Origin of the sequence: Klebsiella sp. 2019SCSN059 (assembly GCF_021739525.1) — a bacterium.
Taxonomy (GTDB): domain Bacteria; phylum Pseudomonadota; class Gammaproteobacteria; order Enterobacterales; family Enterobacteriaceae; genus Klebsiella; species Klebsiella quasipneumoniae.
The window spans coordinates 43,043-56,661 of sequence record NZ_JAKKOM010000019.1; the positions used below are offsets into that span (position 1 = coordinate 43,043).

Genomic DNA, 13,619 nt, shown 5'->3' on the forward strand with positions numbered 1-13,619 from the left:
TAATTGACTGATTCATAATTAATCACGCTAAATGGTGAAACATAAAACACAGATCATGAATAATCTGCCGCTGCTGAATGATTTACGCGTCTTTATGCTGGTCGCCCGCCGGGCCGGGTTTGCCGCCGCCGCTGAGGAGCTGGGCGTATCGCCGGCTTTTGTCAGCAAGCGGGTTTCGCTGCTGGAGCAAACCCTGAATGTGATGTTGCTGCACCGGACCACCCGCCGGGTCACCATTACCGAAGAGGGAGAGCGGATCTACGAGTGGGCGCAGCGCATTCTGCAGGATGTCGATGAGATGATGGACGAGCTCTCCGACGTGCGTCAGGTGCCGCAGGGAACGCTGCGGATTATCAGCAGCTTCGGCTTTGGCCGCCGGGTGGTGGCCCCCGCGCTGTCGGCGCTGGCGCTTCAGTACCCGCAGCTGGAGCTGCGTTTTGATGTCCAGGACCGGCTGGTGGATTTAGTCAATGAAGGGGTGGATCTCGATATTCGCCTCGGCGACGATATCGCGCCGAATCTGATTGCCCGCCAGCTGGCGCGCAATCACCGCGTGCTCTGTGCGTCGCCGCAGTTCCTCGCCCGCCATGCGCCGCCGAAACAGCTGAGCGATCTGGCGGCTCTGCCGCGCCTGGTGATTAAAGAGCGGGATCATCCGTTCGGCGTCTGGCAGCTGCATAGCAAAGAGGGCCAGCACGCCATCAAAGTGACCGGGCCGCTGTCGTCCAACCATGGCGAAATTGTTCATCAGTGGTGTCTGGACGGGCAGGGGATTGCGCTCCGTTCGTGGTGGGACGTCAGGGAGAATATCGCCAGCGGGCATCTGGTGCAGGTGCTGCCGTACTACTGGCAACCGGCCAACGTCTGGGCGGTTTACGTCTCCCGCCTGGCGACGTCGGCTAAAATTCGCACCACCGTGGAGTTTCTGCGCCACTATTTCCAGCAACACTATCCGCAGCATGAGCCGACGGCCAGGGCCGTCGGCAAAGACGATTAAACCCCAAGGCGGTCGCGCAGGCTGTAGTAGGCGGCGCCCATCGCGGTAAAGGGGATACGCAGGCTGCGGCCGCCCGGGAACGGGTAGTGCGGCAGTTTGGCAAAGGCGTCGAAACGCTCGGCGTCGCCGCGCAGCAGTTCCGAAATCAATCGTCCGGCGAGGTGGGTACAGGTGACCCCATGCCCGCTGTAGCCCTGCATGTAGTAGATGTTGCTATCCAGGCGACCAAACTGCGGCATCCGCGACAAGGTCAGCAGGAAGTTGCCCGTCCAGCGGTAGTCAATCTTCACCCCCTGCAGCTGTGGGAAGGTTTTCAGCAGCTTTGGCATAATCAGCCGCTCCACATCGTCCGGGTCGCGGGCGCCGTAGACCACGCCGCCGCCGTACAGCAGGCGGTTATCGCCGGTCAGACGGTAGTAGTCCAGCAGGTAGTTACAGTCTTCCACACAGTAGTTTTTCGGGATCAGCGAGCGGGCGACCTCCTCCGACAGCGGCGCGGTGGTGACCACCTGGGTGCCGCACGGCATGCTGCGCTTCGCCAGCTCCGGCTCCAGTTTGTCACCGAGATAGGCGTTGCCGGCGATGATCACATAGCGGGCAGTGACCTGGCCGCGGGCGGTGCTGACCACTGCCGGGCTGGTGTGCTGGATGCGGGTGACCGGCGACTGCTCATACACCCGGCCGCCGTTCAGGCGAATAGCGTCCGCTTCGCCGATGGCGAGGTTGAGCGGGTGAATATGGCCGCCGCTGTGGTCGAGCAGGGCGCCGACGTAGCGGTCGCTGTCCACTTCGCGACGAATCGCCTCTCTGTCCAGCAGCTCCAGCTGCGTGTTGCCGTAGCGCTCCCAGTTGGCTTTCTGTTCTTCCAGCGTCTCCAGCTGTTTATGGTTCATCGCCACGAACAGGCCGCCCGGTCGGTAATCGCACTGGATCTGATAGCGCTGGATGCGTTCGCGGATAATATCGCCGCCTTCGAACATCATGCTGCCGAGCATTTTCGCCGCATCCGGGCCGTAGTTTTTTTCAATCACGTCGATATCGCGGCTGTAGGAGTTAACCAGCTGACCGCCGTTGCGGCCGCTGGCGCCGAAGCCGATGCGCGCCCCTTCCAGCACCACCACGTCGTAGCCCATTTCGGCAAGATGCAGGGCAGATGAGAGGCCGGTGTAGCCGCCGCCGACGACGCAGACGTCGCAGCTTATCGATTCGTCCAGCGTCGGAAAGGGTTCATATTTGTTGGCGCTGGCGGCGTAATAGCTGGTGGTATGTTCGGTCATGATTAAGACTCCAGGGCAATCCAGATGGTTTTCAGTTCGGTGAATTTTTCCAGGGCGTGTAGCGACTTATCGCGCCCGTTGCCGCTCTGTTTGTAACCGCCGAAGGGGACGGTCATATCACCATCGTTATAGTTGTTGACGAAGACCGAACCGGCCTTCAGGCGGCGGCTCATGCGGTGGGCGCGTGAGAGATCGCGAGTCCATACCGCGGCGCCGAGGCCGTAGTCGCTGTCGTTGGCAAGCCGCAGGGCCTCGTCTTCGCTTTTGAATCGCGTCACCACCAGCACCGGGCCGAAGATCTCTTCCCGGCTGAGGGTGGAAGCCGGGTCGACGTCAATGAAAATGGTCGGGCCGACGGCGGCTGGCCATGGATTTTTCCGCCCATCGAGGAACAGCGTGCTTTTACTTTCGCCGCCGCGAATAAAACTGTGCACGCTGTCGGCATGGGTGTTGTCAATCAGCATGCCCATGGTGGTGTTTGGGTCGAGTGGGTTGCCCGGCTGCCAGTGTTGCGCTTCGGTTTTCAGTCGCGCCAGGAACTCGTCGGCGATGCTCTCCTCCAGCAGCAGGCGGGTGCCGGCGATGCACACCTGGCCCTGGTTGTAGAAGATGCCGCCGGCGGTGGCGCTGACCGCTTTTTGCAGATCCGGGCAGTCGGCGAAGACGATGTTGGCGCTCTTGCCGCCCGCTTCCAGCCAGACGCGCTTCATATTGCTGTCGCCGGCGTCTTTCAGCAGCTGCTTGCCGGTGCGGGTGGAGCCGGTAAAAGTAATGACCTCCACGTCAGGATGCAGGGCGAGCGCCTGTCCGGCCTCGTGACCAAAGCCGCTGACCACGTTCAGCACGCCGTCCGGCAGGCCAGCCTCTTTCGCCAGCCCGGCGAGGCGCAGGGCGGTGAGCGGCGATTTTTCCGACGGCTTAAGGATCACGCTGTTGCCTGCCGCCAGCGCCGGACCGAGCTTCCAGCAGGCCAGCAGCAGCGGGAAGTTCCATGGCACCACCGCGGCGATGACGCCAATCGGTTCGCGGACGATCATCGCCAGCTCGTTGCTGCCGGTGGGGGCCACTTCGCCATAGACTTTATCCAGCGCTTCGGCATACCAGCGGATGGCGCGGGCGGCGCCGGGAATATCGTCGCGCAGGCTGTGGCGAATCGGTTTGCCGGTATCCAGCGTTTCCAGCAGCGCCAGCTCTTCGCGGTGGGCCTCCATCAGGTCGGCGAAGCGTGTGAGAACCGCTTTACGCTGCGCGGGGGCGGCCTGTGACCAGTCGCCGTTATCAAAGACCCGGCGCGCGGCCTTCACCGCCAGCTCGACGTCGGCTTTTTTGCCGCGGGCGACATGGGCTAACGTTTGCTGCGCGGCAGGGTCAATGGTTTCAAAGGTGGTATTATCGACCGCGGCGCAATATTCGCCGTTAATAAATAATCGTGTTTCAATGGCCAGGCTTTTCGCTTTTTCCTGCCAGTAAGCCAGGTGCTGAAAATTCATCATGACTCCTTAAAAACATTATCGGCAAATTAATCATTTCGGCGTTTTCAGGCTGCACGGGGGCGCTGCGCCAGGCGCAGGGCATCGTGAATCCCCGGAGTTGAATACCGTTTTATTGCCCTAAATTTCGGCAGGTTGTCTGCATGCCGAATAATTCAGGGACGAGTCGCCATTCACGGCGTTAATTATTTCAGGGCCAGCAGGAAATAGGATTCCCTTCCGGCACAAACGTTATGACGGCGAGTTTTTCGCGGCGACGAAAATAAAATTTCCGCCGTCGCAGGTCTGAAGAAAGCCTGAACCTCGTTCAGGCTAACTATTCAGAATGTGGTGGGGGTGTGGGCACTGATGATGCGGCAGATGCCTGCCGAGGTGTTGCTGAAGCTGTGCGGGATGCCGGTGTTAATGGCATAGCTCTGTCCAGCCACCAGGTGGTACGACTGACCGTTAATGGTCAGCACGATCTCCCCCTCCAGTATGGTGCCTATCTCCTCACCCTGATGCTTAATCCTCTCCCCGGTCGTGGTTCCAGGCTGGTAAGTTTCAAAAATCATCGCCAGCGTACGGTTCGGATTTCCGTTATGAACCAGCTTCATGGAAACGCCCTGACTGCCCATTTCGATAAGGTCATCCTGATTAATGACCACCTGGGGTTCGTCCGGCTTTTCGGGTTCAGAAAAGAATTCCGAGAGCGACAGCCCATAGACTTTCAGCAGCTTTTGCAGCGTACTGATGGCGGGACTGACTTTGTCCTGCTCTATGGTGCTGATGGCACTATGTGTTAACCCAGACAGTTCGGCGGCACGACGCTGCGAGAGACCCAGCTGTTGGCGGATCTCTGACAGACGTTTCCCTGGCGCCAGTCCGTCATCGCTCATATTTGCATTTCCTTAACGGTAGTGGTCAGCGCCGCCGCTTTTCAGCATGATGGCCCTGACAGGCGGTGATAAAACCATCAAACAACATACGCGACAGGGCGTATTCGCTACTGTTCCATTCAGGATGCCACTGTACGCCCAGCGCGAAAGGGTGATCGTTCACGCTGACCGCTTCCACCAGTCCATCCGGCGCTCGCGCCTCCACGCGCAGCTGCGGACTCAGGGTTTTTGCCCCTTGTCCGTGTAGCGAGTTTACCCAAAACGTGTTGCAGCCCGGTATCAATTGCGACAGCAATCCTCCTTCCTGAACCTCAACCTGATGGGACGGGGCATACTGCTGCTCGACGGGCAGTTCAGGATCTTCGCGATGCTCCAGCAGCTCAGGCTGCTCGAACAGACGACGATACAGAGTCCCACCGGTGGCGACAACCAGTTCCTGCAGTCCACGACAGATGGCGAAAATGGGGATGCGCCTTTCGAGTGCGGCGTTAATCAGCGCCATGCTCAGAAGATCACGCCCGGGGTCGGCGTCAGGCTCATCGCCGTTTTCACCATAAAGGTGCGGCTGCACGTTACTGGGGCTGCCTGGCAGGTATATCCCGTCCAGTTTATCGACTAACGCGTTCAGCAGCTCCGGCTCCGCCAGCGCATGCGGCAGGGCGATCGGCAGTCCGCCGGCGTTAACAATTGCATTCAGGTACTTTTCTTGCAAGGTCTGGGTCTGGTGACCCTTAAGCCTGTTTCTACACATCACGACGCCAATAACTGGCTTGTACATTATATTTTCCATGATCGCCCTCACAAAGTGGACTAAATTATGACCGCTATAGCGGGTTTAACGGCCATATCGTTCAATATTTTCTCAATCTAGCAGTGGAAATAGCCCTTTGCAAACTTAATTTAACATTTGACAAACAATTTATTTGCATACACAGTCGATGGGGTGGACATTATATTTAACGGTCTGAGTGCAGGACCGAAACCAAACCAACGGCGGTGAATCATGGAAACCAATATCGTAGAAGTTGAGAATTTTGTTCAGCAAACGGAAGAGAGACGGGTCAGCGCGTTCGCGAAAGAAGTGAAGCGCTACCTCGAAACCTACCCTGATACCCAATATGTCGATGTCCTCCTCACTGATCTGAACGGCTGCTTCCGCGGCAAGCGCATCCCCGTTGCCGGCCTGAGCAAGCTGGAGAAAGGCTGTTATTTTCCGGCCTCGGTGTTTGCGATGGATATTCTCGGCAACGTTGTGGAAGAGGCCGGTCTGGGCCAGGAGATGGGCGAGCCGGATCGCAGCTGCATCCCGGTGCCCGGTACCTTAACGCCTTCAGCGGCCGATCCGCAGTCGATAGCCCAGGTACAGCTGACCATGGTTGATGAAGATGGCGCTCCCTTTGACGTTGAGCCGCGGAACGTACTCAACCGCCTCTGGCAGCAGCTGCGCCAGCGCGGGCTGTTCCCCGTGGTAGCGGTAGAGCTGGAGTTCTATTTACTGGACCGCAAACGCGATGCCGAAGGCTACCTGCAGCCGCCGTGCGCGCCGGGCACCGACGATCGCAACACCCAAAGCCAGGTCTACTCGGTCGATAACCTGAACCACTTTGCCGACGTGCTCAACGACATCGACGAGCTGGCGAAACTGCAGCTGATCCCCGCCGACGGCGCGGTGGCCGAAGCCTCGCCGGGCCAGTTTGAAATCAACCTCCACCATACCGATAACGTGCTGGACGCCTGCGATGATGCGCTGGCGTTAAAACGTCTCGTGCGTTTAATGGCGGAGAAGCATAAGATGCACGCCACTTTTATGGCCAAGCCTTATGAAGAGCATGCGGGCAGCGGGATGCATATCCACATCAGCATGCTGAACAATAAAGGGGAAAACGTGCTGGTGGACGGCGACGGGGAAGACTCCGCGCTGCTCAAACGCGCGCTGGCCGGGATGATCGATCTGATGCCGGCCTCGATGGCGCTGCTGGCGCCGAACGTGAACTCGTATCGCCGCTTCCAGCCGGGGATGTATGTCCCGACGCAGGCTTCCTGGGGCCATAACAACCGTACCGTGGCGCTGCGGATCCCGTGCGGCGAGCGGCAGAACCACCGCGTGGAGTATCGCGTGGCGGGAGCGGACGCCAACCCGTATCTGGTGATGGCGGCGATTTTCGCCGGTATCCTGCACGGGCTGGATAACCCTCAGCTGCCTTTGCAGGAAGAGGTGGAAGGTAACGGCCTGGAACAAGAAGGGCTGCCGTTCCCGATCCGTCAGAGCGACGCGCTGTGGGAGTTTATGCAGAACGATCACCTGCGTGAGCGTCTCGGCGAGCGTTTCTGCCACGTTTTCCATGCCTGCAAGCATGATGAATTATTGCAGTTTGAGCGTCTTATCACAGAAACTGAAATTGAGTGGATGTTGAAAAACGCCTGATGGTCGCCCCGCGAGGGGCGCATGAGTTGAGTCATGAGTAGCATCATACGGCCTGAGCGGAGCCTGGTCGTCCTTTTTGCTGGGAGCCCAGCCATTTCCCGGATGTCGCGTTAAGGAGCGCAGGCGGCAACGGGGCTTCAGTTAACGACACAGTGTGTGACGAGGAAATGAGATGATGCAGATGTTCAAATATCCGCAGGGAGAGGGAGGCCGCTCAGGCCGCATTGGATGCCAGCCAGCAACCGCTCACCGGTCCGTCTTACCCTTTTATTTATGCCTTACCCCCTTGCTAAGCAGGTTTGTCACGCGAACGTTGTGCCCGCAAACTGTTATCCGCAAGGGGGGAATGGTCGATGGCAATTAATCTTCCTGCGCATAACGCCGCTCAGGCGGGCAGACCGCGTCTGCGTAAATCCCTCAAACTCTGGCAAGTGGTGATGATGGGGCTCGCCTATCTGACGCCGATGACGGTGTTTGATACCTTCGGCATTGTCTCCGGCATCAGCAACGGCCACGTCCCGGCGTCGTATTTGCTGGCGCTGGCTGGCGTGCTGTTCACCGCCATCAGCTACGGCAAACTGGTGCGCCAGTTCCCGGAAGCCGGCTCTGCCTACACCTACGCGCAAAAATCCATCAGCCCGCACGTCGGCTTTATGGTCGGCTGGTCGTCGCTGCTGGATTATCTGTTCCTGCCGATGATCAACGTCCTGCTGGCGAAGATCTATCTCTCGGCGCTGTTCCCGGAAGTGCCGCCATGGGTGTGGGTGGTGACCTTTGTCGCCATTCTGACCGCCGCGAACCTGAAAAGCGTTAACCTGGTGGCCAACTTCAACACCCTGTTCGTGCTGGTGCAGATCTCGATTATGGTGGTGTTTGTCATTCTGGTGGTCCAGGGGCTGCACAAAGGCGAGGGGGTAGGGACCGTCTGGTCGCTGCAGCCGTTTATCAGCCAGAATGCGCATCTGATCCCGATTATTACCGGGGCGACCATCGTCTGCTTTTCGTTTCTCGGCTTCGACGCGGTGACCACGCTGTCGGAAGAGACGCCTGACGCCGCGCGGGTGATCCCGAAGGCGATTTTTCTCACCGCGATGTACGGCGGCATTATTTTCATCGTCGCGTCGTTCTTTATGCAGCTGTTTTTCCCTGATATTCATCGCTTTAAAGACCCGGACGCCGCGCTGCCGGAGATTGCGCTGTACGTGGGCGGCAAGCTGTTCCAGTCAATTTTCCTCTGCACCACCTTTGTTAACACCCTGGCGTCCGGCCTGGCGTCCCATGCCAGCGTCTCCCGTCTGCTGTACGTGATGGGCCGCGATAACGTCTTCCCGGAGCGCATTTTCGGCTATGTGCATCCGAAATGGCGAACCCCGGCGTTGAACGTGATTATGGTGGGTATTGTCGCGCTGTCGGCGCTGTTCTTCGACCTGGTGACCGCCACCGCGTTGATTAACTTCGGCGCGCTGGTGGCCTTCACCTTCGTTAACCTGTCGGTGTTCAACCACTTCTGGCGGCGCAAAGGGTACAACAAAACCTGGAAGGATCGACTGCACTATCTGCTGCTGCCGATGGTCGGGGCGTTGACGGTAGGGGTGCTGTGGATCAACCTCGAGGCCACTTCCCTGACGCTCGGTCTGGTGTGGGCGGCGCTTGGTCTGCTGTATCTGGCTTATCTGACCCGACGCTTCCGTAAACCGCCGCCGCAGTTCGATGCCGCCAAGGCGGAGCAGGCCTGGGAGTCCTAGAGCCTGACGCAGAAACCGAACAAAGGCAGGCCCGCAGGCCTGCCTTTGTTATGGCATCGGTAAGGGACAGTACAGGATGGTAAAGAAATCAGCAGAAAACGGCGGAGAACGGAAGGTATTATTTCTTCTTTTTATGGACAGGTAACTGACTGGCGCGCCGCTCTTTGAGGTACGACACCAGACTGTAGATGGCGACGCCCAGCAGCGCCACCGCGACGATAAAGAGAATAAGACCCGACATAGACCAACCTAAAATTCTGTTTAGAAAGGGAAAAAGATACAGGGCTCAGTTGAAGATAACATCGGGATATGTCTGAAAGATGACGCCTCATCGCGGGAATATCCGCCGCAGGGGTTGTGATAAAATATTTCCCGCAGGAATGTGAAAGCCTGGGTTTCAGCTGAAAGGGCGTAACACTCCGTTAAGTGATTTTACAGAAGTGCGGCCAGCAGCGGGTTACGCTGACCGCGAATTAGAATGATCTGAGAGCAAGACATGTATAAGAAAACCCTCAGCCTGCTGGGCGTGGCGCTGGCGCTGACGGCCTTCGCCAGTCAGGCTGAAAATGAACGTCAGGCGATCCGCGAGCGGATCGTGGAGCAGGTCCTGAAACCGTGTGAAGGTAAAAAAGCGGGCGATAAGGTGGTGATCACCGATCGCCGCGGCGGTGAGCACGAGGCGATCTGTACCCTGGCGGCGGTTCCACTGCCGGAGTGAGTTAGCGATATCGCGGCGCCGGTTGCCCGGTTCGCGCGCTGGTAAACAACGCCAGTCGCGTCTGCTCGAAAGCCTCCCACAATCCCAGGTCATGCACGGGCGGTAAGGTGACCTTTTCCCCCATCTCCAGTCCCCTGAGGGCGGCGTCAACCAGATCCTCGGTGGTCATGACCGTACCGGTGGGCAGGGCGTCCAGCGCCACGCCGGAGGTCGGCCACAGATCGGTGGCGGTCGCCGCCGGCAATACCGCCTGAATACGCACGCCGCTGTCGGCAAACTCATCCTGCAGGCCACGGGTAAAGCTCAACACCCACGCTTTGCTGGCGCTGTAGACCGCGCTGCCCGGCAGCGTATGCAGCGCGAGAATAGAGGCAATATTGATCAGCGTTCCGCGGCCCCGGGGAGCGAAAGCGGCCAGCGCGGCATAGCTCAGGCGCAGGAGCGCGGTGGTGTTGAGCGTATGAATCGCCTGGTGCTCGCGCGGCGTACTGGCGAGAAAGCCCGCCATTTTTGCCGTGCCGGCGTTGTTGATGAACAGGTCAATGGCGGGATCGTGCTGCAGATGCTGCTCCACGGCTTCAATGCCTTGCTCCTCGCTCAGGTCGGCCTTGACGATGCTGGCCCGGATGGCGTAGCGCGCCTGCAGCTGCCCGGCGAGCGCCTGCAGCCGATCTTCACGGCGGGCGGCGAGGATCAGATCGTAGCCGCGAGCGGCGAGTCGTTCGGCATAGATCGCGCCGATACCTGAGGAAGCGCCGGTGATAAAAGCAGTGTGCGATGACTGGGACATGAGTATTGCCTCTTAAAAGGTTGCATTATTAAACCAAATTCAGCATGAGATACTTGGTTTAATAATGCAACCATTTTGCCGGGCTTTTTTTATTTTTGCCTGCCGCGGGCAGCGATTAGTCCTTCAGCGGAACGGCGATGGTGATATCCGCTGGGGCCAGCTCACGGCCATCCGCCGCCTGCAGGACCAGTTTACGCAGGGGCTGGCGCTGCTGGCGGTCAATGAGCCGGGTTGCCGGTTCGTCAGGATCGAACAGATAGTCATCCGCCCACTGGGAAAGGGCGACCAGCACGGTCTGCAGGGCGCGGCCCTTATCCGTCAGGACGTACTCCTGCCAGGCGCTGCCGTCGGAGGCCGGCTGCAGACGCAGGATGCCTTCATCCACCAGCATTTTCAGGCGTCCGGCGAGCATATTTTTGGCAATGCCGAGGTTTTTCTGGAATTCACTAAAACGGCACGCCCCGCGCAGGGCATCGCGGACGATAAGCAGCGACCACCAGTCACCGATAACGTCGAGGGAGCGGGCGACAGGACAGCAGCTGTTTTCAAGACGGGTACGTTTCACGAAAGCCTCCGGGTTAGTTGTTTCATTATAAAACTATTTGGTCGGCAGAGGAAATTTTCGGCGGCGGTCTAAGTTTGCGAGCGAATGCCAGGAAAAATGGCATAAATCCGTCACAATTAAGCCGATGATAATAAATGACTAAGGATGAAGGGATGAAAAAACGTCTACTCGCCGCCGCCGTAGCCGGCGCGGTCATGTTATCCGCCGGCGCTCTGGCGCAGGACACGGCCGCCCCGGAGGGGTATCAGCTGCAGCAGGTGCTGATCATGAGTCGTCACAACCTGCGCGCGCCGCTGGCCAATAACGGTAGCGTGCTGGAGCAGTCCACCGCCAAAGCCTGGCCGCAATGGGATGTGCCGGGCGGCCAGCTGACCACCAAGGGTGGCGTGCTGGAGGTGTATATGGGCCACTATATGCGCGAATGGCTGGCGCAGCAGAAGCTGGTGACCAGCGGCGAGTGCCCGCCGGAAAACGCTGTTTACGCCTACGCTAACAGCCTGCAGCGCACCGTCGCCACCGCGCAGTTCTTTATCACCGGCGCGTTCCCGGGCTGCGGCATTGCGGTGCATCATCAGCCGCAGATGGGCACCATGGACCCGACCTTCAACCCGGTTATCACCGACGACTCCCCGGCGTTTCGTGAGAAAGCGCTGCAGGCGATGGAAAAAGAGCGCCAGGGGATGCAGTTGACCGAGAGTTACAAGCTGCTGGAGACGATGATCGATTACCGCAACTCGCCCTCCTGCAAAGAGAAGCAGGTCTGTTCCCTGAGCGAGGGTAAAGATACCTTTAGCGCCGGTTATCAGCAGGAGCCGGGGGTGTCCGGGCCGCTGAAGGTGGGCAACTCGCTGGTGGACGCCTTCACCCTGCAATATTATGAAGGCTTCCCCAAAGACCAGGTGGCGTGGGGGGAGATCGCCAGCGATAAGCAGTGGCAGGTGCTGTCGAAGCTGAAAAACGGCTATCAGGATAGTCTGTTTACTTCGGTGGCGGTGGCGCAAAACGTGGCCAAGCCGCTGGTCAACTATATCGATAACGCGCTGGTGGGCGAGGGGGCCAGCAAGGCGAAAGTCACGCTGCTGGTGGGACACGACTCGAATATTGCCTCGCTGCTGACGGCGCTGGACTTTAAGCCCTATCAACTGCCCGGCCAGTATGAGCGCACGCCTATCGGCGGCAAACTGCTGTTTCAACGCTGGCACGACAGCGGCAGCAACCGCGATCTGATGAAGATTGAGTATGTCTACCAGAGCACCGAGCAGCTGCGTAATGCCGACCCATTGACGTTGCAGACCCCGCCGCAGCGGGTCACGCTGGCGCTTAACGGCTGCCCGGTCGATGACCAGGGTTTCTGTCCGCTGGAGACCTTTAAAAAGGTGATCAACGAGGCGGCGAAATAACGAAAAAACCCGGAGCAATCCGGGTTTTTTCGCAGGTTAGGGTGAGACTCGGCAGGGATAAACGTCCTAGACGTTTTTACGCTCAATCGTCTGTTCACCCCAGAACAGCGCATCTTTATCGGTTTTGGCAAAGGCCAGCGCCAGCACTTCGTCGCTGCCTTCCTCCCAGATTTGCTCCGCCAGTTTTTCATCATAGTGGGCGACTTCGAAAATCGCCTCGGCGATCTCCGGCGAGGTGTTACGTAAACTTGCCCATTCGCCGACGCGATGTGCTTTTGCTTCTTGAGTTGGCATAGTGCTCCTCCTGCGGAAGATTAGCCGTGCAGTTTAACGGCCAGTTTGGCGACATGTTCACCCTGATAGCGGGCGATGGCTAACTCTTCCTCGCTTGGCTGACGCGAGCCGTCGCCGCCGGCAATAGTGGTTGCGCCATAAGGCGTCCCGCCGCGGACCTGGGAGATATCGAACAGCTCCTGGGCGCCGTAGCCGATCGGCACGATGATCATGCCGTGGTGGGCCAGCGTCGTCCAGGTGGAGGTAATGGTTTGTTCCTGGCCGCCGCCGGTGCCGGTTGAGCTGAATACGCTGGCGATCTTGCCATACAGCGCGCCGGATGCCCACAGGCCGCCGGTCTGATCGAGGAAGGTGCGCATTTGTCCGGACATATTGCCGAAACGAGTCGGGGTACCAAAGATGATGGCGTCATACTCAGCCAGTTCCTGCGGCGTAGCGACAGGCGCGTTTTGCGTTTTACCGCCTGCTTTGGCAAACGCTTCTGCCTGCATGGTTTCCGGCACTCGCTTCACAACCACCTCAACGCCGTCCACCCGGTTCGCCCCATCGGCGACGGCGTGAGCCATGGTTTCAATGTGTCCATACATGGAATAATAAAGCACCAGAATTTTAGCCATTTCCATCACTCCTCGGTTGCATTATAAGCCAGCCAAATAGCTGGTACCTTTAAAGATAAAGCCTCTGCCGAAGAGTGCAAATCCAACGGGCATTTATTTGATTTATAACAAAATGACAAAGCATTATTTACTTTTCCTTGCGCAGCGCGGCCTGAGCGGCGGAGAAGCGGGAAGCGATGCCTCCGCCATTCTGGCCGGTGCGGCGAGGATGTAGCATCAGGATACATTTTCGCTAACTATTTTTTCTTCGTCAGCAGAGGAGGTTAGCGCCATCACGCGGCGCGAGGGGATTTTTTTCGCCAGGCTTTGTTTCTGAATGTGACATTTGCCATCGTCAGCGGCAGTCATTCACTAACCTTATAGATACGCGGCAGGACAGCGGCGTCGCCGCTCCCGCGTAATGCACTATGATGTCTAACCTAA

General features: G+C 58.5%; 16 protein-coding genes. 6 read left to right on the forward strand and 10 right to left on the reverse strand.

What is annotated here, in order from left to right; all coding sequences use genetic code 11:
• Positions 1–34: 34 nt before the first annotated feature.
• The gene (locus L2I46_RS18515) at positions 35–997 is read left to right on the forward strand and encodes a LysR substrate-binding domain-containing protein (RefSeq protein WP_236948139.1); all 963 of its coding nucleotides are present in this window, start codon (positions 35–37) and stop codon (positions 995–997) included.
• Here the strand turns inward: L2I46_RS18515 and L2I46_RS18520 are convergent.
• From L2I46_RS18520 to puuD, 4 genes are all read right to left on the reverse strand, one after another.
• A complete protein-coding gene (locus tag L2I46_RS18520; RefSeq protein WP_049014899.1) occupies positions 994–2,274 on the reverse strand; it encodes an NAD(P)/FAD-dependent oxidoreductase in 1,281 nt (426 codons plus the stop codon). The genes L2I46_RS18515 and L2I46_RS18520 overlap by 4 nt on opposite strands.
• Before the next feature lie 2 nt (positions 2,275–2,276).
• Positions 2,277–3,764, reverse strand: coding sequence for an aldehyde dehydrogenase PuuC (puuC, locus tag L2I46_RS18525; protein WP_032455303.1), 1,488 nt, complete (start codon positions 3,762–3,764; stop codon positions 2,277–2,279).
• A gap of 320 nt (positions 3,765–4,084) precedes the next feature.
• On the reverse strand, positions 4,085–4,642 hold the full coding sequence (gene puuR, locus L2I46_RS18530; protein WP_002898590.1) for an HTH-type transcriptional regulator PuuR: 558 nt from the start codon (positions 4,640–4,642) through the stop codon (positions 4,085–4,087).
• Between the two features lie 25 nt (positions 4,643–4,667).
• Positions 4,668–5,420, reverse strand: coding sequence for a gamma-glutamyl-gamma-aminobutyrate hydrolase (gene puuD, locus L2I46_RS18535; protein WP_072199196.1), 753 nt, complete (start codon positions 5,418–5,420; stop codon positions 4,668–4,670).
• Positions 5,421–5,645: 225 nt separating this feature from the next.
• Between puuD and L2I46_RS18540 the strand changes: the two genes are divergently transcribed.
• From L2I46_RS18540 to L2I46_RS18545, 3 genes are all read left to right on the forward strand, one after another.
• Complete coding sequence (locus tag L2I46_RS18540) at positions 5,646–7,067, forward strand: glutamine synthetase family protein (RefSeq protein WP_002898595.1); 1,422 nt, start codon at positions 5,646–5,648, stop codon at positions 7,065–7,067.
• A gap of 181 nt (positions 7,068–7,248) precedes the next feature.
• Positions 7,249–7,431, forward strand: a complete 183-nt coding sequence (locus L2I46_RS29795) for a YmjE family protein (RefSeq protein WP_418887452.1) — start codon at positions 7,249–7,251, stop codon at positions 7,429–7,431.
• Complete coding sequence (locus L2I46_RS18545) at positions 7,421–8,812, forward strand: APC family permease (RefSeq protein WP_023289089.1); 1,392 nt, start codon at positions 7,421–7,423, stop codon at positions 8,810–8,812. The genes L2I46_RS29795 and L2I46_RS18545 overlap by 11 nt, the downstream gene beginning before the upstream one ends.
• Before the next feature lie 118 nt (positions 8,813–8,930).
• Here the strand turns inward: L2I46_RS18545 and L2I46_RS18550 are convergent, their stop codons facing one another.
• On the reverse strand, positions 8,931–9,053 hold the full coding sequence (locus L2I46_RS18550) for a small membrane protein (protein WP_002898600.1): 123 nt from the start codon (positions 9,051–9,053) through the stop codon (positions 8,931–8,933).
• A 255-nt stretch (positions 9,054–9,308) separates the two neighbouring features.
• Between L2I46_RS18550 and L2I46_RS18555 the strand changes: the two genes are divergently transcribed.
• Positions 9,309–9,530, forward strand: coding sequence for a hypothetical protein (locus L2I46_RS18555; RefSeq protein ID WP_023289090.1), 222 nt, complete (start codon positions 9,309–9,311; stop codon positions 9,528–9,530).
• A gap of 1 nt (position 9,531) precedes the next feature.
• Here L2I46_RS18555 and L2I46_RS18560 read toward each other — a convergent pair whose 3' ends face one another.
• A complete protein-coding gene (locus L2I46_RS18560; protein ID WP_032455305.1) occupies positions 9,532–10,320 on the reverse strand; it encodes an SDR family NAD(P)-dependent oxidoreductase in 789 nt (262 codons plus the stop codon).
• A 115-nt stretch (positions 10,321–10,435) separates the two neighbouring features.
• Positions 10,436–10,885 (reverse strand): winged helix-turn-helix transcriptional regulator, encoded by a 450-nt coding sequence (locus L2I46_RS18565; protein WP_110211695.1) that lies wholly within the window; start codon positions 10,883–10,885, stop codon positions 10,436–10,438.
• A gap of 152 nt (positions 10,886–11,037) precedes the next feature.
• On the opposite strand from L2I46_RS18565, the gene agp reads away from it, so the two are divergent.
• Positions 11,038–12,285 (forward strand): bifunctional glucose-1-phosphatase/inositol phosphatase, encoded by a 1,248-nt coding sequence (agp, locus tag L2I46_RS18570; RefSeq protein ID WP_023289094.1) that lies wholly within the window; start codon positions 11,038–11,040, stop codon positions 12,283–12,285.
• 66 nt (positions 12,286–12,351) lie between these two features.
• Here agp and L2I46_RS18575 read toward each other — a convergent pair whose 3' ends face one another.
• The 3 genes from L2I46_RS18575 to L2I46_RS18585 all read right to left on the reverse strand — a co-directional run bounded on the left by L2I46_RS18575 (position 12,352) and on the right by L2I46_RS18585 (position 13,544).
• Positions 12,352–12,579: a YccJ family protein gene (locus L2I46_RS18575; protein WP_008805934.1), complete on the reverse strand. Its 228-nt coding sequence runs from the start codon at positions 12,577–12,579 to the stop codon at positions 12,352–12,354.
• 20 nt (positions 12,580–12,599) lie between these two features.
• Positions 12,600–13,196 carry an NAD(P)H:quinone oxidoreductase gene (wrbA, locus tag L2I46_RS18580; RefSeq protein ID WP_002898704.1) on the reverse strand — a complete coding sequence of 199 codons (597 nt, stop codon included), beginning with the start codon at positions 13,194–13,196 and terminating at the stop codon, positions 12,600–12,602.
• Positions 13,197–13,412: 216 nt separating this feature from the next.
• A complete protein-coding gene (locus L2I46_RS18585) occupies positions 13,413–13,544 on the reverse strand; it encodes a hypothetical protein (RefSeq protein WP_032428724.1) in 132 nt (43 codons plus the stop codon).
• Positions 13,545–13,619: the final 75 nt, after the last annotated feature.

Excerpts from the sequence above, each read along its gene's own strand:
- L2I46_RS18585 (WP_032428724.1), bottom strand. The coding sequence starts at position 13,544 with ATGACTGCCGCTGACGATGGCAAATGTCACATTCAGAAACAAAGCCTG.
- L2I46_RS29795 (WP_418887452.1), top strand. The coding sequence starts at position 7,249 with ATGTTCAAATATCCGCAGGGAGAGGGAGGCCGCTCAGGCCGCATTGGA.
- puuR (WP_002898590.1), bottom strand. The coding sequence starts at position 4,642 with ATGAGCGATGACGGACTGGCGCCAGGGAAACGTCTGTCAGAGATCCGC.
- L2I46_RS18540 (WP_002898595.1), top strand. The coding sequence starts at position 5,646 with ATGGAAACCAATATCGTAGAAGTTGAGAATTTTGTTCAGCAAACGGAA.
- agp (WP_023289094.1), top strand. The coding sequence starts at position 11,038 with ATGAAAAAACGTCTACTCGCCGCCGCCGTAGCCGGCGCGGTCATGTTA.
- L2I46_RS18555 (WP_023289090.1), top strand. The coding sequence starts at position 9,309 with ATGTATAAGAAAACCCTCAGCCTGCTGGGCGTGGCGCTGGCGCTGACG.
- L2I46_RS18545 (WP_023289089.1), top strand. The coding sequence starts at position 7,421 with ATGGCAATTAATCTTCCTGCGCATAACGCCGCTCAGGCGGGCAGACCG.
- L2I46_RS18520 (WP_049014899.1), bottom strand. The coding sequence starts at position 2,274 with ATGACCGAACATACCACCAGCTATTACGCCGCCAGCGCCAACAAATAT.
- puuC (WP_032455303.1), bottom strand. The coding sequence starts at position 3,764 with ATGAATTTTCAGCACCTGGCTTACTGGCAGGAAAAAGCGAAAAGCCTG.
- L2I46_RS18560 (WP_032455305.1), bottom strand. The coding sequence starts at position 10,320 with ATGTCCCAGTCATCGCACACTGCTTTTATCACCGGCGCTTCCTCAGGT.
- L2I46_RS18575 (WP_008805934.1), bottom strand. The coding sequence starts at position 12,579 with ATGCCAACTCAAGAAGCAAAAGCACATCGCGTCGGCGAATGGGCAAGT.
- wrbA (WP_002898704.1), bottom strand. The coding sequence starts at position 13,196 with ATGGCTAAAATTCTGGTGCTTTATTATTCCATGTATGGACACATTGAA.
- puuD (WP_072199196.1), bottom strand. The coding sequence starts at position 5,420 with ATGTACAAGCCAGTTATTGGCGTCGTGATGTGTAGAAACAGGCTTAAG.
- L2I46_RS18550 (WP_002898600.1), bottom strand. The coding sequence starts at position 9,053 with ATGTCGGGTCTTATTCTCTTTATCGTCGCGGTGGCGCTGCTGGGCGTC.